Annotated in this window: 18 protein-coding genes; 14 read left to right on the top strand and 4 right to left on the bottom strand. The window is 70.5% G+C overall.

Translation table 11 applies throughout. From position 1 onward, the window contains the following. Positions 1–130 precede the first annotated feature (130 nt). From sucC to purH, 6 genes are all read left to right on the top strand, one after another. A complete protein-coding gene (gene sucC, locus ACWDNU_RS27290) occupies positions 131–1,300 on the top strand; it encodes an ADP-forming succinate--CoA ligase subunit beta (protein WP_370932121.1) in 1,170 nt (389 codons plus the stop codon). Between the two features lies 1 nt (position 1,301). After that, positions 1,302–2,192 carry a succinate--CoA ligase subunit alpha gene (sucD, locus tag ACWDNU_RS27295; RefSeq protein ID WP_370932120.1) on the top strand — a complete coding sequence of 297 codons (891 nt, stop codon included), beginning with the start codon at positions 1,302–1,304 and terminating at the stop codon, positions 2,190–2,192. Between the two features lie 216 nt (positions 2,193–2,408). Beyond that, complete coding sequence (locus ACWDNU_RS27300) at positions 2,409–3,140, top strand: DUF5336 domain-containing protein (protein ID WP_370932119.1); 732 nt, start codon at positions 2,409–2,411, stop codon at positions 3,138–3,140. Between the two features lie 155 nt (positions 3,141–3,295). Beyond that, the gene (locus tag ACWDNU_RS27305) at positions 3,296–4,837 is read left to right on the top strand and encodes a cell division protein PerM (protein WP_449670985.1); all 1,542 of its coding nucleotides are present in this window, start codon (positions 3,296–3,298) and stop codon (positions 4,835–4,837) included. A 74-nt stretch (positions 4,838–4,911) separates the two neighbouring features. Then, positions 4,912–5,529 carry a phosphoribosylglycinamide formyltransferase gene (gene purN / locus ACWDNU_RS27310; RefSeq protein WP_449670986.1) on the top strand — a complete coding sequence of 206 codons (618 nt, stop codon included), beginning with the start codon at positions 4,912–4,914 and terminating at the stop codon, positions 5,527–5,529. Next, positions 5,526–7,088: a bifunctional phosphoribosylaminoimidazolecarboxamide formyltransferase/IMP cyclohydrolase gene (gene purH / locus ACWDNU_RS27315; protein ID WP_370932116.1), complete on the top strand. Its 1,563-nt coding sequence runs from the start codon at positions 5,526–5,528 to the stop codon at positions 7,086–7,088. The genes purN and purH overlap by 4 nt, the downstream gene beginning before the upstream one ends. 45 nt (positions 7,089–7,133) lie before the next feature. On the opposite strand, the gene ACWDNU_RS27320 is transcribed toward purH, so the two are convergent. Then, entirely contained in the window at positions 7,134–7,643 is a 510-nt protein-coding gene (locus ACWDNU_RS27320; protein ID WP_370932115.1) for a GNAT family N-acetyltransferase, read from the bottom strand. 1,516 nt (positions 7,644–9,159) lie between these two features. On the opposite strand from ACWDNU_RS27320, the gene ACWDNU_RS27325 reads away from it, so the two are divergent. From ACWDNU_RS27325 to ACWDNU_RS27345, 5 genes are all read left to right on the top strand, one after another. After that, complete coding sequence (locus tag ACWDNU_RS27325; protein WP_449670987.1) at positions 9,160–9,753, top strand: hypothetical protein; 594 nt, start codon at positions 9,160–9,162, stop codon at positions 9,751–9,753. 50 nt (positions 9,754–9,803) lie between these two features. Beyond that, positions 9,804–11,390, top strand: a complete 1,587-nt coding sequence (locus ACWDNU_RS27330; protein ID WP_449670988.1) for a DNA polymerase Y family protein — start codon at positions 9,804–9,806, stop codon at positions 11,388–11,390. A gap of 57 nt (positions 11,391–11,447) precedes the next feature. Then, complete coding sequence (locus ACWDNU_RS27335; RefSeq protein ID WP_354742403.1) at positions 11,448–11,570, top strand: hypothetical protein; 123 nt, start codon at positions 11,448–11,450, stop codon at positions 11,568–11,570. Between the two features lie 2 nt (positions 11,571–11,572). Then, entirely contained in the window at positions 11,573–14,905 is a 3,333-nt protein-coding gene (locus ACWDNU_RS27340; RefSeq protein WP_449670989.1) for an error-prone DNA polymerase, read from the top strand. Between the two features lie 90 nt (positions 14,906–14,995). Continuing rightward, positions 14,996–15,583: a pentapeptide repeat-containing protein gene (locus tag ACWDNU_RS27345; RefSeq protein ID WP_370932111.1), complete on the top strand. Its 588-nt coding sequence runs from the start codon at positions 14,996–14,998 to the stop codon at positions 15,581–15,583. 59 nt (positions 15,584–15,642) lie between these two features. Here ACWDNU_RS27345 and ACWDNU_RS27350 read toward each other — a convergent pair whose 3' ends face one another. Continuing rightward, positions 15,643–20,424, bottom strand: coding sequence for a glycohydrolase toxin TNT-related protein (locus ACWDNU_RS27350; RefSeq protein ID WP_449670990.1), 4,782 nt, complete (start codon positions 20,422–20,424; stop codon positions 15,643–15,645). 274 nt (positions 20,425–20,698) lie between these two features. Between ACWDNU_RS27350 and ACWDNU_RS27355 the strand changes: the two genes are divergently transcribed. Continuing rightward, a complete protein-coding gene (locus tag ACWDNU_RS27355; RefSeq protein ID WP_449670991.1) occupies positions 20,699–21,553 on the top strand; it encodes a bifunctional methylenetetrahydrofolate dehydrogenase/methenyltetrahydrofolate cyclohydrolase in 855 nt (284 codons plus the stop codon). After that, the gene (locus ACWDNU_RS27360) at positions 21,553–21,864 is read left to right on the top strand and encodes a DUF3017 domain-containing protein (protein ID WP_370932108.1); all 312 of its coding nucleotides are present in this window, start codon (positions 21,553–21,555) and stop codon (positions 21,862–21,864) included. Before ACWDNU_RS27355 ends, ACWDNU_RS27360 begins: the two co-directional genes overlap by 1 nt. Before the next feature lie 9 nt (positions 21,865–21,873). On the opposite strand, the gene ACWDNU_RS27365 is transcribed toward ACWDNU_RS27360, so the two are convergent. Both ACWDNU_RS27365 and ACWDNU_RS27370 read right to left on the bottom strand, forming a co-directional pair. Then, positions 21,874–23,052 carry an MFS transporter gene (locus ACWDNU_RS27365; RefSeq protein WP_449670992.1) on the bottom strand — a complete coding sequence of 393 codons (1,179 nt, stop codon included), beginning with the start codon at positions 23,050–23,052 and terminating at the stop codon, positions 21,874–21,876. A 185-nt stretch (positions 23,053–23,237) separates the two neighbouring features. Next, positions 23,238–23,561, bottom strand: coding sequence for an ArsR/SmtB family transcription factor (locus tag ACWDNU_RS27370; protein ID WP_370932106.1), 324 nt, complete (start codon positions 23,559–23,561; stop codon positions 23,238–23,240). A 109-nt stretch (positions 23,562–23,670) separates the two neighbouring features. Between ACWDNU_RS27370 and ACWDNU_RS27375 the strand changes: the two genes are divergently transcribed. After that, positions 23,671–24,861 (top strand): MFS transporter, encoded by a 1,191-nt coding sequence (locus ACWDNU_RS27375; protein WP_370932105.1) that lies wholly within the window; start codon positions 23,671–23,673, stop codon positions 24,859–24,861. Positions 24,862–24,869 lie beyond the last annotated feature (8 nt).

Consider the following 24,869-nt stretch of genomic DNA (forward strand, 5'->3'; position numbering starts at 1 on the left):
CGCGCACGGTGACCGACTTCACCAGGTGCGGCGTCCCCTGCGTCTGCGCTGGTCGCTAACCTCGACTGGTCCGACAGCGCGGTCCGGAAAACGGACCACCACAGTGGCGTGTCGTCAGGAGACTGGAGTAGTGGACCTCTACGAGTACCAGGCGAGGGATCTCTTCGCCGCCCACGGAGTACCGGTTCTGCCGGGCGCCGTGGCAAGCACCCCGGAAGAAGCCAAGGCCGCCGCGGAGCAGATCGGCACCCAGGTCGTCGTCAAGGCGCAGGTGAAGGTCGGCGGCCGGGGCAAGGCGGGCGGCGTCAAGCTGGCCCAGACGCCCGACGAGGCGAAGGAAAAGGCGGAAGCCATCCTCGGCCTCGACATCAAGGGCCACATCACGCATCGCGTGCTGGTGGCGGAAGCCTCGGACATCGCGTCCGAGTACTACTTCTCCTTCCTGCTCGACCGCGCCAACCGCACTTTCCTCGCGATGGCGTCGTCCGAGGGCGGCATGGAGATCGAGCAGCTCGCGGTCGAGCGCCCGGACGCGCTCGCCAAAATCCCGGTCGACGCGATCAAGGGCGTCGACAAGGCGACGGCGCTCGAGATCCTGAAGGCCGGCAACTTCCCGGCCGAGATCATCGACGAGGCCGCCGACGTCGTGGTGAAGCTGTGGGAGACCTTCGTCTCCGAGGACGCCACCCTGGTCGAGGTCAACCCGCTGGTCCGCGACCCGCAGGACAAGATCATCGCCCTCGACGGCAAGGTCACCCTCGACGAGAACGCCGCCTTCCGCCACCCGGCGCACGAGGAGCTCGTCGACAAGCAGGCCGAGAACCCGCTCGAGGCGAAGGCCAAGGCCAAGAACCTCAACTACGTCAAGCTCGAGGGCGAAGTCGGGATCATCGGCAACGGCGCGGGCCTCGTGATGTCCACTTTGGACGTCGTGGCGTACGCGGGCGAGAAGCACGGCGGCGTGAAGCCCGCCAACTTCCTCGACATCGGCGGCGGCGCGTCGGCCGAGGTCATGGCGGCCGGGCTGGACGTCATCCTCAACGACACCGACGTCAAGAGCGTGTTCGTGAACGTCTTCGGCGGCATCACCGCGTGCGACGCGGTCGCGAACGGCATCGTCGAGGCGCTGAAGATCCTGGGCGACGAGGCCACCAAGCCGCTGGTCGTCCGCCTGGACGGCAACAACGTCGTCGAGGGTCGTCAGATCCTGGCCGACGCGAACCACCCGCTGGTCACCGTGGTGGACACAATGGACAACGCGGCCGACAAGGCTGCCGAGCTCGCCGCGGCAGGTGCGTGAGATGTCGATCCTGATCAACGAGAACAGCAAGGTCATCGTCCAGGGGCTCACCGGCTCCGAGGGCATGAAGCACGCGACCAAGATGCTGAAGTCCGGCACCAACATCGTGGGCGGCGTCAACGCCCGCAAGGCCGGCCAGACGGTCACCATCGAGGGCAAGGACCTCACCGTGTTCGGCACGGTCGAGGAGGCCATCAAGGAGACCGGCGCCGACGTGTCGGTCATCTTCGTGCCGCCGAAGTTCGCCAAGGACGCGGTCATCGAGGCGATTGACGCCGAGATCCCGCTGGCCGTCGTCATCACCGAGGGCATCCCGGTGCACGACTCGGCCTACTTCTGGGCGCACGCGGTCGCGACCGGCAACAAGACCCGGATCATCGGGCCGAACTGCCCCGGCGTGATCAGCCCCGGCAAGTCGAACGCGGGCATCATCCCGGCCGACATCTCCCAGGGCGGCCCGATCGGTCTCGTGTCGAAGTCGGGCACGCTGACCTACCAGATGATGTACGAGCTGCGCGACATCGGTTTCTCGACCGCGGTCGGCATCGGCGGCGACCCGGTCATCGGCACCACCCACATCGACGCCCTCGAGGCGTTCGAGAAGGACGCCGACACCAAGGTCATCGTGATGATCGGCGAGATCGGCGGCGACGCCGAGGAGCGCGCCGCGGCCTACATCAAGGAGAACGTGACCAAGCCGGTCGTCGGCTACGTCGCGGGCTTCACCGCCCCTGAGGGCAAGACGATGGGCCACGCGGGCGCGATCGTCTCCGGTTCGTCGGGCACCGCCGCGGCGAAGAAGGAGGCCCTCGAGGCCGCCGGCGTCAAGGTCGGCAAGACCCCGAGCGAGACCGCGGTTCTCGCGCGCGAGCTGTACAACAGCCTCGGCTGACCAGCAGCGACTCCAACGGCGGAGGCCGGGCACCGACACGGTGCCCGGCCTTCGTCGTTTCCGCCCGCAACCGATCCGGCGCTCGGTGCGTCCAACCTCGCGGACGCCAAGGGCGGATGCGCTAGCGTGCAGTCACTCGTGAGCGGGGGACGCCGCCGGCGCGCCCGGGCACCGCAGGATCTCGAACCGCCGGTCGATGAGACAGGAGACCTTCCGATGACCTTCCCCAGTGGCGGGCCCGGCTACCCCCAGCAGGGCCAGCCGTCCCAGGGACCGCCCCCGTCGGGCGGGTTCCCGCAGCAGCCCCAGCCCCAGCAGGGCCCGCCTGCCTCGGGCGCCGGAACGCCGCCGAACCTTCCGCTGCTGCTGTCCCTCGGCGTGGCCGGGCTCGGGCTGGTGCAGTACTTCCTCGGCTTCGCCACCGAAGCGGGCACCGCCAGCCAGGCCATTCTGTTCCTGCTCGTCGGCGGTCTGCTGTCGGCGATGAATTTGCTGCCCAAGGGGCCGAAGACGCTGCCGTTCGCCGCGCTGTTCAGCGTGCTCGGCGGGCTGGGCGCGCTCGACGCGGTCATCTCCGGGCGAACGTCTGCCATCGTGATCGTGGTGCTGATCCTCGGTCTCCTGCAGATGGCCGCGGCGGTCGCCGTGCTGCTGTTCGAGTACGGCGTGCTCAAGCCGCCGACGGCGCAGCCGGCCGCCCCGGCGTACCAGCAGCCCTACGGCCAGCCGGGCCAGTACCAGGCGACGCAGTACCAGCCTGCTCCCGGCCAGCAGTCGCCGCAGCAGGCTCCGGGACAGCAGCCGCCGTCCCCGCAGCAGCCGCCCGCCACGCCGCCGCCGGGCGGACAGGCTACGACGTACGCGCCGCAGCAGGGCCAGTTCTTCCAGCCGCCCGCCGACCAGAACAAACCGGGCACGCCGCCCGGAGGTTTCGGACAGCAAGGCTGATACCCCTTCGCATTACCCACCCGCTGTGACTCTCCGTGTCACAGCGGGTGTTTTTATTGCCCTCGTGCCACGACCGGGTGGGCGTTGGATTCGCCACGTCCGCCGGGCGGCGTGCCTCACCCGGACGGCCGAGCGCGGATGTCATGGTCGGGGACATGCAGGTGCTCACCAGTCCCGGACGCCCCGCGGGCGACGAGCCGGTGGGCGACTCCCTTGACCAGGATGTACCCCGGTTCCGGGTGTTGCTCGCCGCGGCGCTCGGCCCGCTCGTCACCGGCTACGCGGTGGTCGCCACGCTGCTCGCGCTCGTCACCCTGACCGCCCAGCACGCGGTCTTCTCCGTGGGCGGCGTGCTGCTGTCGGCGGGGCCTGGCTGGCTCGCCGCTTACCAGGTCGAACTCGGGATCGGCGGGCATCCGCTCGGGATGCTGCCGCTGCTGCCGACCGTCGGCGTGGTGCTGCTGGTCGCGAGGGCGGCGGCCAAGGCGGTGCGACGGCTGCGCTGCGCCCGGCTGCGGCACACGGTTCCGTTGATCGCCACGATTTCCGGCGCACATCTGGTGTTCGGCGTGCTGATTTCGCTGCTGTCGATCGGCGAACCGGTACGGGCGAACTTCTGGCTCGCCGCGGTGGTGCCCGCCGTGCTCTCCGGACTCGCGGCTACCGGCGGGGTGCTTCGCCGGTTCGGGATGCCGCAGGTGCTCGCCGATCGGCTCGACCCGCTGGCCCTTCGCGGTTTGCGGGCGGGCCTGCTCGGGTTGTTCGCGCTGCTGGCGGCGGGCGCGCTGACGCTGACCGCCGCCACGGCGCTGTCCGCGCGCACGGTGTCCAGCCTGTTCGAGCCGTCGTTCGGCGGCAGCTTCGGGCTGTTCCTGCTTTCCGTGCTGTATCTGCCGAACGCCGTGGTCGCCGCGATGTCGTTCGTGAGCGGGCCCGGGTTCAGCATCGGCACTCTCGACGTGCACCTCATCGGCTACCGCGGCGGTTCGGTACCCGGGGTTCCGCTGCTCGGCGGCATTCCCGAGCACGCCGCGTCGTGGTGGCCGGTGCTGCTGGTGCTGCCGCTGGCGGTCGGGGTGCTGGTCGGCTGGTCGGTCCGCGCGGTGGACGAGGACCCGGCGGCGCGGCTGCGGGTCGTGGTCGTCGCGGGCGCGGTCGTCGGGTTCGGCTGCGTGCTGCTGGGCACGCTCGCCGGCGGACGGCTCGGCGACGGTCCGTTCGACCCGGTCAGCGTGCCGGTCGGGGTGGCCTCGATCGTGGCGTTCTGCTGGATCGTGATTCCGGCGGGGTTCGTGGCGTTCTTCGCGGGGGCGCACTCTCCGATGCGGCCGGTCGGTTCGCTTGAGGTGGAGGACGAGGAGCCGGAAGCCGAAGCCGAGCCGGATGCGGCTGAGGATGCCGAGTCCGATGAGGACGTTGCGGACGAGGAAGCCGAAGACGCCGAAGAAGACTCGGACCTGGCCGAAGATTCCGAAGAGACTGAAGTCGCCGAAGACTCCCCGGACGACGAGGACTTCGACGCCGAGGCCGACGCCGAACTGGGCCTCGACCTGCCGGAGGACGAGCCGGAAACCGAGGCCGCCGCGACCGAGGACAAGGCCGAAGCCGAGCCCGAAACCCCCGCCGAAGAGCCGGAGGCTGTGACCGAGTCCACCGAGGACTCCGGCGACGCGAAGCCCGCCGAGGACGACCGTTAGGGTTGGGGCGACCTGGTGAAGCGCCGTGCGCCCGAGGCGTACCGCCGTGCAAGGAGCCCGTTCTGGCCAGCCGCTTGGAACTGCCCACTCCGGTGAAGATCGTCGTGCTCGCGTCCGGTTCCGGCACGCTGCTGCAGGCTGTGCTCGACGCGGTCGGGCAGCCCGGGTTCCCGGCCTCCGTCGTCGCCGTCGGCGCGGATCGGAACGGCATCGAGGCGCTCACGCGGGCGGAACGGGCGGACGTGCCGTCGTTCACCGTGCGCGTCGCCGACCATCCGGACCGGGCCGCGTGGGACCGCGCGCTCGCCGCGGCCGTCGCGGCTTATCAGCCCGACCTCGTGGTGTCCGCGGGCTTCATGAAGATCCTCGGACCGGAGTTCCTGGCGCGGTTCGCGGGCCGCGTGATCAACACCCACCCCGCGCTGCTGCCGTCGTTCCCCGGGATGCACGCGGTCGCCGACGCGCTGGCCGCGGGCGTGCGCGTCACCGGATCGACGGTGCATTTCGTCGACGCCGGGGTGGACACTGGCCCGGTCATCGCCCAGGAGGCGGTGCCGGTGGAGACCGACGACACCGAAGACGTCCTGCACGAGCGGATCAAAGCCGTGGAACGCAGGCTGCTGGTTGAAACGATCGAGCGACTCGGCCGTGGTGGGTGCACCGTGGACGGACGAAAGGTGAGGTTTTCGTGAGCACAGCACAGGGACGGCGCCCGGTCCGGCGCGCGCTGATCGGCGTCTCGGACAAGGCCGGCCTGCTCGAGCTCGCGACCGGCCTGCACGCGGCCGGCGTGGAGATCGTGTCGACCGGCGGCACGGCGAAGGTCATCGCGAACGCCGGGGTTCCGGTCACGCCGGTCGAGCAGGTCACCGGGTTCCCGGAGTCGTTTGACGGCCGGGTCAAGACGCTGCACCCGCGCGTGCACGCCGGACTGCTCGCCGACCAGGGCAATGACGACCACGTCGCACAGCTCAAGCAGCTCGACATCGCGGCGTTCGACCTGCTCGTGGTGAACCTGTACCCGTTCCAGGCGACTGTCGCGTCCGGCGCGAGCCCCGAGGACTGCGTCGAGAACATCGACATCGGCGGTCCCGCGATGGTGCGCGCGGCCGCGAAGAACCACGGCAGTGTCGCTGTCGTCGTGGACCCGGCGCGGTACGCGTGGGTGCTCGAGCAGGTCTCCGCGGGCGGCTTCGAACTCTCGGACCGCAAGCGGCTCGCTGCGCAGGCGTACGCGCACACGGCTGCGTACGACACGGCTGTCGCTTCGTGGTTCGCCAACGCGTACGCGCCTTCGGACGACAGCGGCTTCCCGGACTTCCTCGGCGCGACGTGGGACCGTGCGGACGTACTGCGCTACGGCGAGAACCCGCACCAGAAGGCGGCGCTGTACCGCAGCGCACAGCCGGGCCTCGCGCATGCGGAGCAGCTTCACGGCAAGGCGATGTCGTACAACAACTACGTCGACACTGACGCCGCGCGCCGGGCCGCCTTCGACTTCTCCGAGCCGGCTGTCGCGATCATCAAGCACGCCAACCCGTGCGGGATCGCTGTCGGCACGGACATCGCTGAAGCGCACCGCAAGGCGCACGCCTGCGACCCGGTGTCCGCGTACGGCGGCGTGATCGCCACGAACCGTCCGGTGAGCGTCGCGGCGGCGGAGCAGATCGCCGAGGTCTTCACCGAGGTCGTGCTCGCCCCCGACTTCGAGCCGGAAGCGCTGGAGATCTTGCAGCGCAAGAAGAACGTGCGGCTGTTGAAGCTGCCCGCGATCGAGAACGCGGCCCCGGTGGAGTTCCGGCCGATCTCCGGCGGCGTGCTCGTGCAGACCGCCGACGCGATCGACGCCCCCGGCGACAACCCGGCGAACTGGGAGCTGGCCACCGGCTCGCCCGCCGACGAGCAGACCCTGGCGGACCTGGAATTCGCGTGGCGGGCGCTGCGCGCGGTGAAGTCCAACGCGATCCTGCTGGCGCACGAGCAGGCGACCGTCGGCGTCGGCATGGGCCAGGTCAACCGCGTCGACTCGTCGCGGCTGGCGGTCTCGCGGGCGGGCGACCGGGCGAAGGGCTCGGTCGGCGCGTCGGACGCGTTCTTCCCGTTCCCGGACGGGCTCGAGGTGCTGATCGAGGCAGGCGTGCGCGCTGTCGTGCAGCCCGGCGGTTCCATCCGCGACGCCGAGGTGATCGCTGCCGCCGAGGCCGCCGGGATCACGCTGTACCTGACCGGAACGCGGCACTTCGCGCACTGATTTTTTGCTGGCCGGCCGGGACTCCTCGAGTCCCGGCCGGTTTTTTCATCCCTCGCGCAAGATCGCGTAGACGACCTCGTCGCGGTAGCCGCCGTCACGCCAGGTGACCTGGCACAGCAGACCTTCGCGATGGAAGCCGGTCTTCTCGAGCACCTGCTGCCCGTCGAAGTCCTCGCTGTCGACGAAGGCTTCGAGCCGATGCGCGCGGGTGTGCTGGAAGAGCTGGTCGACGAGCAGCCGGTACGCCTTGTCGGTGCCGTGCCCGCGATAGTCCGGCAGCAACGTGACGCCGATCCGGAAGCACCCGCCGACCGGCCCGCCTCGATCGGCCGCCTCCCAGGTAGCCATCCCGGCGACGGCCGAGTCGACGGTCACCGCGACCGCGCTTGAAGCCGGGCTGAGGAACCCGTCCTCAGCGAAGCGGCGCCGTGCCCGCGGCCCGGTGAAACTCGTCCACTGGAAGGCCGCGGCGGCGTCCGGGTCCGTGGAGAACCGGTCGAGCACCGGCAGGTCAGCTTCGGCGAAACCCCGCAGGGCGATGTGTCCTGTCTTCATCAGGGTTCCCAGTGTAAAGAGCCGTTTTCCTGGTGTCCGGTGATCTTTCGGGTTCTTTCTCCGTGCTTGCTTGACAGCCGGGGAGGGGGCGAGTGAGACTGAGCTGTGTCGAACGGGTGTTCGATTCTGTTTGGTGCAGCGGTGTGTATTTGGATGTGAGTGTTGGGTGACCGTGCGGATTCCGCACGGATGAGGATGCGGAACCGCCTTCCCCGCGGTGCGCCGACGTCCGTCCCGGGCTTGGTTTGCCGACCTTGCTCCCGGGGCCGGTTCGTCGGCTGATCTTGGCGGAGGGAGGAAGCCGGTGACGACCGGAGTGGCTTCGGGGGCTGCTTCTTCGGAGCTCGCTTTTTCGGGGGCGACTTCGGAGACCGCGGGAGTTTCAGAGGCCGCCGGGGCTTGTGCGGCCGAGGGGACTTCCGCGGACGGTCCGGTCACGGCTGGTTCTGGTGCTGGTGAGGCTCTGGCGGTCGGGGCGGGCGGAGCTTGGGTTCTGTCCGGGGATGCTGCAGAGGCTCCCGGGACGGGCGGTTCTTCGGCTCTGGCGGGGATGGCCGCGGGGGCTTTCGGGGCTAGGGGAGTTCTGGAAGCAGCCGAGGCCGCTCCCGGGACAGGCGGTTCTTCGGCGGGGGACGTGCCGATGCTGCCTGCTGGCTCTATCCCGGCCGATCTCCTTGGCATTGCGGGGATTTCAGCGAAGCCGAAGAAACCCGCCAGGTCGTCTCGGAAGAACTTCCCTGACGCGGAAGTCATAGCTTCCGCCCCCACGAGCGTGCCGGAGGCGCGGCCGGCGCGCTCGTGGGAAGTATCGGTGCCGTGGTCGGCGATCGAAGCCTTGGCGAAGGAGCGAACGCCGGTCGCCGCGATGTCCTCAGGGTCGCGGAGGTCGATGTTCTCGTTGGGAGAGAACGGATCTCGTACTCGGCCGAGTTCTCTGGACGTGGCGTTCGAGCTATGGACGCCAGCCAGCTTCGACTCGTCGACGGGGCTTCGTTCTCAGACACGGTCAGGCCCGTCGGCCGAATCCAGCCGTGAGCTTCCTGCCAGGACTGCAGTGTCTGCTGACACGCGTATGTCCAGCGGGCCTGATTCGCCGACTCCGCTCAAACCGGCGATCCAGCCTGGTTCAGCTCCTTCGGCCCGAGGTGTCCCGTCTGCTGAACGCGATTCTCCGGCTCAGCCTGAATCGAAGAATCCGATCGAGCCGCCAGTTCGGCTTCGTCCGGCAGTTCCGGCTGAGCCTGTCCCGGCACCTCCACCCGATGCTCCGCTTACCCCTCCGACCCCGCTGCACCCCGCAACTCCACCCGACCCGGCAACCTCACCCGATCCCGAAGCTCCCGACTCGCCGAAACTCCGCCCCCCAACCCGGCTCCACCCCGCCGAGCCCGCACCCGATCCAGCAGGCCCGGCGAACCCGCTGGCCAAACTGACCGCCCTCCCCGGCGTCAGCACTGCCAGCACTGTCGCGGCCGAGCGGGCTTCCCGGGCCGACTGGGGCCACGCCGCCGGGCGGATGCTCCCCGTGGCCCCGGCCCTGGCGGATCTCCTCCCCGGGGCCGGGTTGCGACGCGGAAGCATTGTCGCGGTTCACCATTCCACCTCGTTGCTGTTCGCGTTGCTCGCGGAGGCGACCGTCGCGGGGGCGTGGGCTGCGGTCGTCGGTGCCCCGTCGCTGGGGATTGTCGCGGCGGCTGAGCACGGGGTCGCCGTTTCGCGGCTCGCGTTGGTTCCTCAGCCGGGGGCCGAATACCAAGCCGTGATGGCCGCTTTGCTCGACGGCGTCGACCTCGTTGTCACCGAGCCTCGTTCAGTCCGGCCGGACATCGCGCGCAGGCTCGCGGCAAGGGCGAGGAATCGCGGGGCGGTGCTGCTTTCGTTGGGGCCCTGGCCTGCCGCCGACGTCGAGCTGCACTGCACCCCCGGCGCCTGGACCGGCGTGCTTGAGCACGGGGCCGGTCACCTCCGTTCCCGTCCCGTCGAAGTGCATGCCCGCGGCCGCGGTGCGGCGGCTCGGCCTCGGTCGGCGTCGGTGTTTCTGCCCGGCTCGGACGGACGGGTTTCCCGAGGCGAGAAGCGCATCGCGGCGCAGGAAGAGGCAGTCGGGTGACCAGCACAGTCCACAAAGGACAAAAAGATCCACGCCGCCACCCGACGCGGATGCTGGTTCTGTGGTGCCCGGACTGGCCCGCGGTCGCTGCCGTCGCCGCGGCGGGAAGTGTGCTTACCCGGCCGGCGGCGGTGTTTCATGCCAACCGGGTCGTCGCGTGCACTGCGGTCGCGCGGGCGCGGAACATCCGGCGCGGGATGCGGCGGCGAGAAGCGGAATCCCAATGCCCGGACCTGGCGGTGTTCGGCGTAGACGACGCTCGGGACGCGCGGTTGTTCGAGAACGTCGCGTCGGCGGTGGAGGAACTGGTCGTCGGGCTGGAAGTGGTGCGGCCGGGGCTCCTCGCGGTTCCCGTCGCGGGCGCGGCCGGATACTTCGGCGGCGAACCGCAGCTCGCGGAGAAACTGGTCGACCAGGTGGCCGCGGCGGCCGGGGTCGAATGTCAGGTCGGCGTGGCGGAAGGATTGTTCGCGGCGACCCTCGCCGCGCGGCAGGGCGCGCTGGTCGAACCTGGGCGGGCGGCCGAATTTCTCGCCCCGTTGCCGGTGCTCGAACTGGATCAGCCGGGCTCTGAGCGAGCGGATCTGGTCGGCCTGCTCGTCCGGCTCGGGTTGCGCACGCTCGGCGCCTTCGCCGGACTCGGCGAGCGGGACGTCGCCGCTCGGTTCGGGCGCACCGGGGTGCTCGCGCATCGGCTCGCCCGGGGGCTGTCCGACCGGCCGCCGTTGCGCCGCAGCCCGCCGCCGGAATTGTCGCTCGCCGAATCGTTCGATCCGGTGCTCGCCCGGGTGGATGTCGCCGCGTTCATGGCGAAAAAACTCGGCGCGCGGTTCCACGCCGCGCTCGCGGATCGCGGGCTCGCGTGCACTCGATTGGGTATATACGCGACCACCGAGAACGGCGAGCAGCTCGGTCGCGTCTGGCGTTGTGCGGAACCACTTACGCCGCAAGGGGTAGCGGACCGGGTCCGGTGGCAGTTCGAGGGCTGGCTCAAGGCCGCGCCCGGCGAACGGCCCACGGCCGGGGTCGCGCGGTTGCGGCTCGAACCGGAAGAGACTGTCGAAGGGAGGTCATTGCAGCTGGGGCTGTGGCGGGGGAGCGATCCCGGAGCCGGTCCCGGCGAGGACGAGGAATTGGCTGCCGAACGGGCGGGCCGGGCATTCGTGCGGGTGCAAGGCTTGCTCGGCCCGGAAGGCGTGGTCACGCCGCTGCTCGACGGCGGACGCGATCCGGCGAGCCGGGTCCGGCTCATTCCGTGGGGCGACCCAAGGGAAGCCGTCGGACCGCCGGACGCCACGTGGCCTGCCCGGTTGCCTTCCCCGTCTCCGGCGACGGTGCTGGAACAACCGTTGCCAGTCCAGGTCATCGACGATCAGGGGCGGCCAGTCGGCCTCACCGCGCGCAAACGGCTGACCGCGCCGCCGCACGGACTTCGCGTCGCGGGCGGGCCGCCCCGGCCGATCACCGGATGGGCCGGTCCGTGGCCGGTCACGTCGGGCCGTCGTTCGACCGGGCCGCAGCAAGCCCGGCTGCAACTGTTGCTCGCGGCAGGGGAGAACGAAGCGCCGGAGGCGGTGCTCGTCCTTTGCTCCGGAACTGAAAATCCAGTGTGGACAGTGGAGGGGAGTTACGACTGACAGACAAAGACCAATCTTGCCGAGAAACCCTGTGTACACAACGAAAGGAAACCGCAGATGATGGACCACGACCTGCCGACGCCTCGCGTACCGGTCGAACCGCCGTGCCCGTTCGACCCGGCGCTGCTCGTGCCGCTGATCCCGCAACCCCGCAGATCGCCTGAGAACCGGGTGGACTGACGATGGGCTGGAACAATCCGCCGGTCCCGTGGAAGGATCTCGCGCGGGCGCTGTCGGGCGGGATGCCGCCCGGCGACCACGGCGACAGTCCCGCGTGGGGCCGCAAACGCGAGGCGTACCGCCGCCCCGCCGACATCCCGCCGCCGCGCAGCGACCTGGAAGCCGGGCCGCGAGTGGCGTACGCCGAACTGCACTGCCACTCCAACTTCAGTTTCCTCGACGGCGCCAGCCACCCCGAGGAACTGGTGGAGGAGGCCGCGCGGCTGCGGCTCGACGCGATCGCGCTCACCGACCACGACGGCATGTACGGCGTGGTCCGCTTCGCCGAAGCGGCCAAAGAGCTAGGCGTCGCAACGGTATTCGGCACCGAGCTGAGCTTCGGGCTGTCCGGGCCGCAAAACGGCGTCGCCGACCCCGAAGGCGAACACCTCCTCCTGCTGGCCCGCGGCGACGACGGTTACCGCAGCCTGTGCCGCGCGATCACTGCCGGGCAGTTGCGTGGCCACGAAGACGAAAAAGCGGAGCGTGCCGAAAAAGGCCGTCCGATCTACGACTTGCAGGCGGTGGCGGAGGAAGTCGCGGGGAAATGCGCGGTGCTTACCGGCTGTCGCAAGGGATCCGTGCGTTCGGCGTTGGTGCGCGAAGGCCCGGACGCCGCGCTCGCCGAGCTGCGTCGATTAGTCGACCTCTTCGGCCAGACTCAGGTGTACGTCGAACTGATCGACCACGGCCAGCCGCTCGACAGCGTGCACAACGACCTGCTCGCCGAGATGGCCAGCGAGCTCAAGCTGCCCACCGTCGCCACCACCGCCGCGCACTACGCCCGCCCGGAACGCGGCCGTCTCGCGGACGCGCTCGCCGCCATCCGCGCCCGGCGCAGCATCGACGACCTCGAAGGCTGGCTGCCCGGCGACGCCGCCGCGTTCTTGCGCTCTGGCAACGAAATGGCGGAAGTCTTCCAGCGGTACCCGGGCGCGGTGCAGCGGTCGGCGTTGCTGGGCATGGAATGCGCCTTCCCGCTTGAGCTTCTCGCGCCGGAACTGCCGCCGTTCGACGTGCCGGATGGCGAGACCGAGACCACGCACCTGCGAAACCTCGTCAAGGAAGGCTTCAAAGAGCGCTACTCGGGCAAAGACCACGCGGACAAGGCTTGGCAGCAGATCGAGCACGAGATGGAGGTGATCGAGGAACTCGAGTTCCCCGGGTACTTCCTGATCGTCTGGGACATCGTCCGGTTCTGCCGGGACAGCGGGATCCTTTGCCAGGGAAGGGGTTCCGCGGCCAACTCGGCGGTGTGCTACGCGCTCGGGATCACCAATGTCGATCCCATCGAGTACCACCTGCTCTTCGAACGGTTCCTCGCGCCCGACCGCGACGGTTACCCGGACATCGACATCGACATCGAGTCCGACCGGCGCGAGGAAGCGATCCAGTACGTCTACGGCAAACACGGCAGGCTCAACGCCGCACAGGTCGCGAACGTGATCACCTACCGCGCCCGCTCCGCGATCCGCGACGCCGCCAGGGCGCTCGGCTACTCGCCCGGCCAGCAGGACGCGTGGAGCAAGCAGATCGACCGCTGGGGCGCCTTGCAGCGCACGGAAAAGGACCACGACCACGACATCCCGCGCGACGTCGTGCAGCTCGCCTTCGCGCTCGAAGACTTCCCGCGCCACCTCGGCATCCACTCCGGCGGCATGGTGATGTGCCGGGAGCCGGTGAGCCAGGTGTGCCCGGTCGAATGGGCGCGGATGGAGAACCGCAGCGTGCTGCAGTGGGAGAAGGAGGATTGCGCCGCGGCGGGGCTGGTGAAGTTCGACCTGCTCGGGCTCGGCATGCTCTCCGCGCTGCACTACATGCTCGACCTGGTCGAGGAATACAAGGGCGAGAAGATCGATCTCGCCGAGCTGAACCTCAACGACCAGAACGTCTACGACATGCTTTGCCGCGCCGACGCGATCGGCGTGTTCCAGGTGGAGAGCCGGGCTCAGCTGGCGACCTTGCCGCGGTTGCGGCCGCGGGAATTCTACGACCTGGCCGTGGAAGTCGCGCTGATCCGCCCCGGCCCGATCCAGGGCGGTTCGGTGCACCCGTACATCCGCCGCAAACAAGGGCGCGAGAAGTGGGAGTACGACCATCCGCGGCTGAAGAACGCACTGGAGAAGACGCTGGGGGTGCCGCTGTTCCAGGAGCAGATGATGCAGATCGCCCTTGACGTCGCGAGCTTCACCCCGGCCGAGGCCGACCAGTTGCGGCACGCGATGGGGTCGAAACGGTCGCAGCGGAAAATGGAACGGCTGCACAAACGATTCCTCGACGGAGCCGTCGCCAACGAGGTGGACGCGGAGCTGGCGGAGAAGATCTTCCAGAAGCTCAAGGCGTTCGCCAACTTCGGCTTCCCGGAAAGCCACGCGCTGAGCTTCGCGCATCTGGTGTTCGCGAGCGCGTACTTCAAGCACTATCACCCGGACGCGTTCTGCGCGGGCCTGCTGCGGGCGCAGCCCATGGGGTTCTACTCGCCGCAGTCGCTGGTGGCGGACGCGCGCAGGCACGGCGTCACCACGCTCGGCCCGGACATCAACCTGAGTCTCCCGCACGCGACGCTGGAAGCATTGCCGGACAACGGAAAACTCCACGCGGTGCGCGGCGGGCTCAGCACTGTCCGGATGATCGGCGAAACGCTGGCCGAGGAGATCGTGGCGGAACGGCGGGCGAACGGCCGGTACGAGAGCATGTCCGACCTCGGCAGGCGCGTCCGGCTCACCACGCCGCAACTGGAGGCGCTGGCCACCGCGGGCGCGTTCAGCGCGTTCGGCCCGGACCGGCGGCAGGCGTTGTGGTCCGCGGGTGCGGTCGCGCAGGACCGGCCGGAGAAGCTTCCCGGCACCGGCGTCGGCGTGGACGCGCCGATGCTGCCCGGGATGGACGGGCTCGACCTCGCCGCCGCCGACGTGTGGGCCACCGGGATCTCGCCGGACAGCTACCCGACGGAGTTCATCCGCGACCGGCTCGACGCGCTCGGGGTGATCACCGCCGACCAGCTGCTGGGCCGGGACGACGGGGAACGGGTGCTCGTCGGGGGAGCGGTCACGCACCGCCAGCGTCCGGCGACCGCCGGTGGAGTCACGTTCCTGAACCTCGAGGACGAGACCGGCATGGTGAACGTGATCTGCACACTCGGGCTGTGGCAACGGTTCCACCGGATCGCGCGAGGCAGCGCGGCGCTGCTGGTGCACGGCGTGCTCGAAAAAGCGGACGGCGTGGCGAGCGTGCGCGCACAGAAACTCGAGCAGTTGACGCTGCGGATTCCCACGAGATCGCGGGACTTCCGATGACCGGCGGGCAGTGCGTGGACACACGCCTTCCGGCGGCTCGCAGCCACCCCGTCGACGAGGCGGCATCGGGGCTGATGTCATCCTGTCGGGGTGACGGAGACTGGCGAGGACTACACCGAAGCGCGACTTTCCGGCCAGTGGTGGGAAAAACGCCAGTTCGTGGGTTGCGACTTCACCGAGGCGGACCTGCGCGACCTGCGCACTCGCGGTTGCACCTTCGACAACTGCGACTTCACCAAGGTCGACCTCGCCGGCTCGCGGCACGACGCGACGGCGTTCCGCTCCTGCACGTTCGACCGTTCAGTGCTCGCCGACAGCCGTTGGTCGTCGTGCTCGCTGCTTGGTTCGTCCTTTGTGGACTGTCGATACACCGGGATCGCGCTGACCGAATGCGATCTGTCGCTGGCGTCGTTCGCGCGCGGCCGGTTGCGGAAACTGGACCTGTCGGGCCTGCGGATGCGGGAAGTGAACCTCAACGAGGCGGATCTGACGGATTCCGACCTGCGGGGCACGGATCTGTCCGGGGCCCGGATGATCGGCACGAAGCTTCCCGGAGCCGACCTGCGCGGCGCGGTCGTCGACGCGAACGGGCTGGTGCAGGCGGATCTGCGCGGCGCGTACGTGGATGTCGAACTGGCGGTGTCGTTCGCCGCGGCTCATGGCTTGGTCGTCAAGTAGCTCGTTTCCGAGCAGGGAAAAGGGGCGAAGCCCGCTGGCCCCGCCCCTTTTCCGCGTGCTCAGTCGATCGGCGGTTCGCCCGGGTCGAGTTCGATCAGGTCGCCCTCGGCGAGCAACTCTTCGATGCTGGCCGGAAGCAGGTACGCCGACCCGCCGCCCGGCTGGTTGAACCACGGGATCGCCACCCCGGCAAGGGTTTCGAGCGGCCGCTGCACCCGGTACACGTGGTACGGCCGGTTCACCCACTCCGGCACCAGCGAACGCTCCTCGAACGGGGTGCCCGCCGCGTAGGTCAGGTTGCCGTTCGGGCCGCCGAAGCGGTCCAGTTCGCTGCCCGCGGGCAGTTCGCGCAGTTCCTTGCCGCGGAACAGGGTCAGCGGCGGTTCCCCGGACAGCGGCGCGATGGGCCACTGCCCGCTGCCCCCGGAACCGTTGGCACGCACCGGTTCCTCGCGTCGCACCGGCGGTTCCCGCCGCGGCGGCGGGCCGACCGGAGGCGCGACCTGGGTGGGCGGTGCGCTGACCGGCGAGGCGATCTGCGTCGGCGGGGCGCTGACCGGGGGAGCCACCTGGGTCGGCGGGCTCACCGGTGCCGCGATCTGCGTCGGCGGAGCGGGCGGCGGAGTCTGCCGGGCCGGCGGTTCGTCGTCGGCCAGCAGCTGATCGGCTGGCGTGAACGCGGTCTGCTCCTGCGGCGGCACGTTCTCGCGGGGCCGGACCGGGAACGAACCCGTCGCGACCTCCGGCGACAACGTCGCCACCACTGGCGGCTTCGGCGCGTCCGCGACTGGCTCGGCCGGTGCCGGGGCTTCCGGCGCGACATACCCGTCGGGGTACAGCAGCACCTTGCCGAGCATGAACGCCGCGGCGTCCTCCGCGTCGCCGAACACCGCCGGGTTGATCAGCTCGCCGTCGTACCAGCCGACGCGCCAGCCTTCGCCCACCTGCTCGACGCTCCACCCGCGTTCGGTGGGGCCGCCGAGCCGGTAGGCGGCCTCGGGCACGTTCAGCTCGTCGAGCTTCGCCTGCAGGTCGGCCAGCTCCGGTTCGGCCGGCTGCTCCCGCCGCGCGACCCGGGCCGGTTCCGCCTGCTCCCGTGCCGCGCGCCGCCCGCCGGACGCCGGGGGCACCGGCATCTCCGGCACCGGAAGCCCGCCGGGGATCTCGGCCCCCGGCATGATCATCGCGGTCGGCGGGCCCGAGTCGTACTCGGCCTCGCGGCGGTTGTCGTCCTCGTAACCGCTGGAGTGCGTGAACAGCTCGGCCCGCTGCTCGTCGTCGTCGCGGGACGGCTCGTTGCTGTGCGTGAAGAGCACCGGTTCGTCGTGCCCGGCGTCGACCGGCTGGTGGACGTCGGTCTGGTCCTCGTCGTCGTCCGGGTGCCCCGGGCCGGTGCCGTTGCGGCCCGGAACGAGGTCGTGGTGGACGTCGGTGTGGTCTTCGTCGTCGTAATGACCGTCGTGACCGTTGTCGTAGCGGTCGTACTGCGCGCCGTCGAAGTCCTGCTCGAACGGCGGCTCCGCGGGACGCTCCGGCGCGGTGCCGTGGCGACCCTCGGCCTCCTTCTCGCGACCCCGGCCGTGCGCGGCGGCCAGCCCGGCCGCGGCCAGGCCGCCAGCCGCGGCGATCCCGGCCGCAGCCGCGCCGACGTGACTGCCGTGCTCGTCCGCCGGTTCGGCCTGGCTGCCGGTTTCCGCGCCGCGCCGTCCGCCGTCCTCGGCGTTCAGCCGCACGTCTTCCCGACGGCTGTCGTCCGCCTCGGCATCCGGCTGCGCCCGCCGACGGCCACCCTCTTGGTCGTTGTCCGCTGCGCCGCGACGCCCCGCGTCCGGCTCGGCGGTGTGCCGGTTCGAGGCCGGTTCGTCGGCGGAGCTGTCCGCGCCGATGAGCCCGTCGGCGCCGATGAGTCCGTCCGCGCCGACAAGCCCGTCCTCTGCTCGCGGGTCGGGCTGCTCGAACGCGCCGACGCCGGGGACCTTGCTCCCGTGCGCGTCGAGGTGCTCGTCGTACCCGCTTGCCGGGCCATCGGCGTGGTGCGCGGACTCGTCGTAACCCGCCTCGTCGTGCCCGTGCTGACCGGCGGATTCGTCGTATCCGTGCGGCTCGGCGTACTGCTCGTGGGATGCGGCGTCCTCGTACCCGTGCTGGTCGGAGTAACCGCTCTCGTGGCCCTCATAGCCGTGCTCAGCGTCGTATCCGCGGGCGTCGTGCGGTGCGGATTCGTCGTATTCGCCGTGGGGAGCAGCGTCGCGGTAGCCGGACTCGTCGTAATCCTGGTCGTGCTGGCCGTAGCCCTCGGCGTGGTCCCGCTGGTCGTAACCTTGCTGGTCGTAGGCGGAGTCAGGGTGATCCTGCTGGCTGTAGCCGTCGGCGTCGTGGTGGCCGGGCTGGTCGTAACCGGCGGCGTCGTGGGCTCGGTCGTCGTAACCAGCCTCGTGCGGGTGGCCGGATTCGGCGTGGGTGCCGTTCGCGTCGCGGGGATCGGCCTGCTCGTCAGTTCCGCGCGAACCGGCGAACCCGGCCGCGCCGACGACGCCCGCCGCCCCCGCCGCGGCAGCTACACCCAGTCCGCGCGACCCGCCGGGACTGTCCGGCCCGCCCGCGACCGGGCCGGACCCTCGCGTGCCCTGAGCATCCTGCGCGCCCGGGCCCTGCGGACCAGGTCGGTCGGACCCACGTGCGGCCGGCTCGAAGGGATCCTCCGAACCGCCACGTGCGCCAGCACCGCCGCGGTCGTCGTAGCCGGATTCGTCCGCTGCGCCGGGCCTGCCGAATTCGTCGGCCGGACGGAAGCTGTCGGCGGCGTCCGGCCGGCCAGCCGCGCCGGGCCTGCCGGAATCGGGACCGGCGAATTCCTGGGGGCGACCGAGACCGTCTGGGTCAGCTGCTGCTCCGGGCCTGCCGGACTCCGGGCCGCCGAACTCATCGGCCGGGCCGAGACCGTCGTGGCCGAAATCGTCCTGGCCGCTTGCCGCGCGGGGGGCATCCGCTGCGCCGGGCCTGCGGGAACCAGGGGCTCCGAACTCGTTCGCGGAGTCGTAGCCCTCGGGACCATCTGGCTGACCGGCTGCGCCGGGCCTGCGGGTGCCGAATTCGCTTGCCGAGTCGAAACCCTCGGGGGCATCTGGCCGACCTGCTGCGCTGGGCCTGCGGGTGCCGGGAGCTCCGAACTCGTTCGCCGAGTCGTAGCCCTCAGGGCCCTCTGGCTGACCTGCTGCGCGGGGGCTGCCGGAACCGGGGGCTCCGAATTCGTTTGCCGAGCCGTAGCTGTCGGAGCCGCCGAAGTCGTCGGCGGGGTGGAAGTCGTCGGGCCTGCCGGGAGTGCGGTTGTCGAATTCGTCGGCCGGGCCGCGCCGGTCGGGGCCAGGGGTGCCTGGCCTGCCGGAGTCGGGGCTGCCGAAGTCGTCCGCCGGGCGGAAGTTCTCCGGGCTGCCGGTCGCGCCGGGCCTGCCGGAGCCGGGAGTTCCGAAGTCGTCGGCCGGGTGGAAGTTCTCGGGGCTGCCGCCCTTGCCACCGGCCGCGCCGAGTGCGGCCGCGCCCAGACCGGCTGCGCCGAGTCCGGCCGCTGCTGCGCCAATTCCGGCTGCGCCTGGGCCACGGGAACCCTCGCCGCCAGGTCCGCCGGAACCGGGGCCGTCAGCGGCGGGGCCGCCGGAGCCCGGGCCGTGGGAATCGAATCCGCCGCCGGGGCCCCCGGGACCGCCAACGCCATTCGGTCCGCCTGGGCCGTTAGGTCCGCCCGGTGCGCCTGCACCGCCGGGGCCGCCAGCGTTAGCCGCGACACCGGGGCCGCCAGGAGTTCCAGCGCCGCCAGGTCCACCTGGTCCGCCAGCGCTAGGTCCACCGGCGCCGGGCCCGCCAGGTCCGCCAGCGCCGGGCCCACCGGAGCCCGGCCCACCGGCCCCAGGTCCACCAGCGCCAGGACCACCAGCAGGTCCACCTGGTCCGCCAGCGCCAGGACCACCCGCAGGACCACCCGGTGCACCAGCCCCAGGAGCGGGCCGCTGCTGAGGAGTCTGGCTCCCGCGAGTCAAATAAGCCGCCGCACCTTGCAGGGTCAGCTCGTCGACCTGCGGAAGCTGGAACCCGTTGGCCCGGATGTGCTCGATCAGGTCCGCTTCCGGCGAGACGCCGTACGTGCGGAGGTAGAAGTTCACCGCGGCCGGCCAGATCCAGTGGCCATCGGAATGGAAGGCGACCGGCACTGTCGCTTCGGGAGTCTGGGCGAGCCGGTCGATGTCGTAGCCGCGGTCCTGGACCACGAGCGGTGCGTGGTCCAGATAGTCCAGCAGCCGGTCCTGCTCGTCGACGTCCAGATCGGGACGGTTGATGACCGGGCGGCCGGCGGGACCGATGGTGTCGAAGATCCGCGCGATGCGGAAGTGCGGGCCGGGCTGTTCCGGGCCGAGGCCGGACATCCGGCGGATCAGCCACTCGGGCACGTTCTCCTCGGTGCGCGGGAACATCCGCAGCTCGTCGGAGTACGCCTGGGGCGGCGGGGCGAGGTGCCAGCCGGGCTCGTCGCGGTTGTACTCGAGGTTGTAGCTGGAGGGGTGGTCCAGCTGGTACCGCGCGTTGAACCAGGTGCCGCGGCCGTCGCGGTACATGCCCGCGCGGAGCCTGCCGAAGAGGGTCGCGATGTCGTGCGTCGCGATCCATTCCTGGGCGGAGCCGTCTTCGAGCACGATCTCGCCGGTCAGCTCGTGGTACCTGCCGACGGCTCGGTACTCCGCGGAGACTTTGCGCCAGTCGCGCGGGGCGGCGCGCAGCAGGGCCAGTCCGATCTGCTTGACCAGAGTGTCCTGCTCCGTCGCGTTCAGCTGCGTCGTCGGTTGTGCCACAGAGAACATTTTGACTGTTCGCGCGCGCGAACGCACCCCGCATAGGGCTTTTGCCACCCTCGGGCCGGTGGACGTGCCCGCTGACCTCGGCGGACGCGATATGGCACGGGTCACACGCCAGGGTGGGTGATGCGGTGGAGCCTCTCCAGTTTAAGACCCGGGACGGCTGATTCGACGGAAGACGCGCGGGCCGATCGGGTGGTGTCGTGGACACACAGAGTGCAGAACCCACTCCTGACCGGCAGCCCGCGGCGGCTCTGCGACAATGGCCGCCGTGACGGCGAAGATTCTCGACGGCAAGGCCACGAAGAACGCCATTTTCGCAGAGCTGCGCCCGCGAGTGGCCGCGCTCGCGGAGAAGGGGATCACCCCTGGGCTGGGCACGGTGCTGGTCGGCGACGACCCCGGTTCCCACTCCTACGTGAAGATGAAGCACGCGGACAGCGCGAAGATCGGCGTCAACTCGATCCGCCGCGACCTGCCCGCGGACATCTCGCAGGAGAAGCTCGAGGCCGTCATCGACGAGCTGAACGCCGACCCGGCCTGCCACGGCTACCTCGTCCAGTTGCCGCTGCCGAAGCACCTCGACGCGAACCGCATCCTGGAGCGCATCGACCCGGAGAAGGACGCCGACGGCCTCGCGCCGATCAGCCTCGGTCGGCTGGTGCTCGGCGAAAAGGGCGCGCTGCCCTGCACCCCGTACGGGATCATCGAGCTGCTCAAGCGGCACGACGTCGAGCTGAACGGCGCACAGGTCACTGTGGTCGGCCGTGGCATCACCGTCGGTCGCACGCTTGGCCTGCTGCTCACGCGTCGCAGCGAAAACTCCACTGTCACGCTTTGCCACACCGGCACCCGTGACCTCGCCGCCGAGGTGCGCCGCGCGGACATCGTGATCGCCGCGGCGGGCGTGCCCGGGATCATCAAGCCGGACATGGTCAAACCCGGCGCGGCGGTGCTGGACGTCGGCGTTTCCCATGTGGACGGCAAGCTCACCGGCGACGTCGACCCGGCGGTCGCCGAGATGGCCGGCTGGATCTCGCCGAACCCCGGCGGCGTCGGCCCGATGACGCGGGCGATGCTGGTCACCAACGTCGTCGAGGCCGCGGAACGCGCGGCCGCCCGCTGATGGCGATGACCGGTCAACGGCAGCGCGGCGACCGTCCCTGGCTCGTCCACGTGCCGTTCGCGGTGATCATGCTGCTGCTGGCCGTGGCTGTGGTGCGGGCGTTGCAGTACCACTGGCGCGAGGGTGCGGCGCTGGTCGGCGTCGCCCTGTTCGTGGCCGGTGCGCTGCGCGCGGTGCTGCCGGAGGAGCGCGCCGGGCTGCTGGCGATTCGCGGCAAGGCCGTCGACATCCTCACCTACGGCGCGTTGTGCGCCGCGGTGCTCTACATCTCGCTGTCGATCGCCGGCGGCCCGCTCGACACCACGTCCTAACCGGACCCGTCAGGACGCGAGCGCAAGTTCCTTCTGGACCCGCGCCTCGCGCCGGTCCAGCAATCCGGACACCGCGGCGATCGACACCCCGAGCACGGCCAGCAGCGAGCCGACCCAGTTCGGGGCCAGCAGGCCGAGACCGCCCGCGATGACCAGGCCGCCGAGGTACGCGCCGATCGAGTTGGCGATGTTGAACGCCGACTGCACCGCGGCCGAAACCAGCGACGGCGTGCCGCCCGCCTTCTCCATGATCCGCGCCTGCATCATCGGGCCGATCATGAAGCCCGCGACGCCCACGAAGAAGATCGTGATCGCCGCGCCGACCTTGCCCTGCGCGGTCACGGTGAAGATCGCGAGCACGGTGGCCAGCGAGAGCAGCGCGACGTACAGGCTCGGCATCAGCTTCTTGTCGGCGAGCCGTCCGCCGAGGTAGTTGCCGATCGTCATGCCGACGCCGGCGAGCGAGAGCAGCACCGTGACGTTGGCGGGCGAGTATCCGGCGACGTCGGTCAGCATCGGCGCGATGTAGGACATGCAGGCGAACACGCCGCCGAGCCCGAACATCACGATCGCCAGCGCCAGCCACACCTGCGGACGGCGGAACGCGCCCAGTTCGCCGCGGATCGACGGATCGGCCGGGCGGCCCTGGTGCGGCACCAGTTTCGCGATGGCGGCGATGGCGAGCAGGCCGATCACCGCGACGACGCCGAACGTCGCGCGCCAGCCGACCTGCTGGCCGAGCAGCGTGCCGAGCGGGACGCCGATGACGTTCGCCAGCGTCAGGCCCATGAACATCATCGACACGGCCTTCGCGCGCTGGCCGGGCTGCGCGAGGCTGGACGCGACGACCGCGCCCGCCCCGAAGAACGCGCCGTGCGGCAGGCCGGCGAGGAAGCGGAACGCGATGCCGAAGTCCTGGTTCGGCGAGAGCGCGAACAGCGCGTTGCCGACCGTGAACAGGCCCATCATCGCCAGCAGCATGGTCTTGCGCGGCAGCCGGACGGCCAGTGCGGTGAGCAGCGGCGCGCCGATCACGACGCCGAGCGCGTAGGCGGAGATGAAGTAGCCCGCGGACGGGATGTCGATGTGGAAGTCCGCGGCGGTCAGGGGCAGCACACCCATCATCACGAACTCGGTGGTACCGATGCCGAAGGCACCGACGGCGAGCGCGAGCAACGCGACGGGCACGGCTCTCCCTTCCTGGAGAAAACGATTGCTCAGCGCCTGGGTCACAGGCTTCTGAAGCGCTTTAGAACGAGGGCAAAAAACTAGACAGCCCCGACGTCGTCGTGCTGTCTCGCTCTAGTTGAACCGATGGAGGGCGGCCTTGTCATCCCGGTATTCGGGTGAGGCCCGCCACGTAGCGCGACCGCTCAGCGCGGCGCGGCCAATACGCCGTCGAGCAGGCCGGGGAAGAGCGCGTCGAGATCGTTGCGGCGCAAGGAGTTGTACCGGGTGGTGCCTTCCTGGCGGCCGACGATCACGCCCGCTTGGCGCAGCGTCGCGAGGTGATGGGTGAGTGTGGACTTGGTCACCGGCACCTCGAATCCGCTGCACGAGATCTCCGTTTCGGAGTTCGCGAGCTGCCGGACCATCGCCAGGCGGACCGGGTCGGCCAGCGCGCGGAGCACCGCTTCGACAGTGATCTCGTCGCGGTGCGGATAGGCGAGCGGCGGGAGCGGCACGGAAGCGGGCATGCGTCCATAGTACGACGGCTGTCGAAATTGTCGGTGCGGCCGTGTACGGTCGTCATCGAACTACGACGTTCATCGAACTATCCGTTCAGGTCTCATTGGGGGGACATTCATGTCCAGCGTCTCGTCCTCGGCGGCGGCCCGGAACTCGGTGCTCGCGTTCGGGGCCTTCGGCGTCGGCACCAGCGGCTACATCGTGGCCGGGCTGCTGCCGGCGCTGACCTCCGAGCTGCACATCTCCGCGACGGCCGCGGCGCAGCTCGTCACCTCGTTCGCCATCGCGTACGCGGTGGGCTCGCCGTTGTTCGCCGCGGCCACCGGCCGGTGGGAACGGCGCACGCTGCTGGTCGCCGCGCTCGCGGTGGCCGCGGTCGGGAACATCTTCGCGGCCGTCGCGCCGGGCTACACCACGTTGCTGATCGCGCGGGTCGTCACGGCGATCGGGGCCGCCGTCTACACCCCGGCCGCCACCGCGGTCGCCGCGGAGTTGACCACGCCGGACCGTCGCGGCCGAGCCGTTTCGCTCGTCTTCGGCGGGCTCACCATCGCGCTGATCTTCGGCGTTCCGCTGGGCAGCGTGATCTCCCAGCAGTTCGGCTACGAGGGCGCGTTCCTGTTCGTCGGCATTCTCTCGGCACTCGGCGCGCTCGGGGTGCGGGTCGCGTTGCCGAAGGTCGCGCCGCCGCCCGCGGTCAGGCTCGCCGAGCGGTTCGCGGTCGCCCGGGACAAGCGGATCGTCGCGTTGCTCGTCACCACCACGCTCGCCTGCCTCGCCGCGTTCATGGTCTACACGCTGGTGTCGCCGGTCCTGTCCGCCACGGCCGGGGTTTCCGGCGGGACGGTCACGGTCCTGCTGTTCTGCTACGGCATCGGCGGCGCGATCGGCAACTTCGCCGGCGGCCGCGCGGCCGACCGGTGGGGCCCGCGCAAGCCGCTGCTGATCATCCTCGCCGGGTTCACCGCCGTGATGGTGCTGCTGCCGTTCACCGCGACGACCGTCGTCGGGGCCGGGATCACGTTGTTCGTGTGGGGCGTGGCGAACTGGTCGTTCAGCCCGCCGGTGCAGCACCGGCTCATCGAGCTGTCGCCGGGCCACGCCGGTCTCGCGCTGTCGCTCAACGCGTCGGCGATCTACCTGGGCGTCGGGCTGTCCGGCGTGGTTGGCGGCGCGGTGCTGACCTCGGCCGGGGCGACCGTCCTGCCGGAGATCGCCGCGATCCTCGCCGCCGCGGCCGCGCTGGTGGTCGTGTTCTTCTGGGGCACGAGGAAGCGGGTTGAGGTCCGCGAGGAGGTCGCGGTCTGAGAAGCTGC

The organism is Amycolatopsis sp. NPDC003676 (assembly GCF_053587275.1).

Bases quoted from the DNA above. Each gene is read 5' to 3' on its own strand.
- sucD (WP_370932120.1), top strand. From the start codon at position 1,302: ATGTCGATCCTGATCAACGAGAACAGCAAGGTCATCGTCCAGGGGCTC.
- ACWDNU_RS27300 (WP_370932119.1), top strand. From the start codon at position 2,409: ATGACCTTCCCCAGTGGCGGGCCCGGCTACCCCCAGCAGGGCCAGCCG.
- ACWDNU_RS27305 (WP_449670985.1), top strand. From the start codon at position 3,296: ATGCAGGTGCTCACCAGTCCCGGACGCCCCGCGGGCGACGAGCCGGTG.
- ACWDNU_RS27320 (WP_370932115.1), bottom strand. From the start codon at position 7,643: ATGAAGACAGGACACATCGCCCTGCGGGGTTTCGCCGAAGCTGACCTG.
- ACWDNU_RS27325 (WP_449670987.1), top strand. From the start codon at position 9,160: ATGCTCCCCGTGGCCCCGGCCCTGGCGGATCTCCTCCCCGGGGCCGGG.
- ACWDNU_RS27330 (WP_449670988.1), top strand. From the start codon at position 9,804: ATGCTGGTTCTGTGGTGCCCGGACTGGCCCGCGGTCGCTGCCGTCGCC.
- ACWDNU_RS27335 (WP_354742403.1), top strand. From the start codon at position 11,448: ATGATGGACCACGACCTGCCGACGCCTCGCGTACCGGTCGAACCGCCG.
- ACWDNU_RS27340 (WP_449670989.1), top strand. From the start codon at position 11,573: ATGGGCTGGAACAATCCGCCGGTCCCGTGGAAGGATCTCGCGCGGGCG.
- ACWDNU_RS27360 (WP_370932108.1), top strand. From the start codon at position 21,553: ATGGCGATGACCGGTCAACGGCAGCGCGGCGACCGTCCCTGGCTCGTC.
- ACWDNU_RS27370 (WP_370932106.1), bottom strand. From the start codon at position 23,561: ATGCCCGCTTCCGTGCCGCTCCCGCCGCTCGCCTATCCGCACCGCGAC.
- ACWDNU_RS27375 (WP_370932105.1), top strand. From the start codon at position 23,671: ATGTCCAGCGTCTCGTCCTCGGCGGCGGCCCGGAACTCGGTGCTCGCG.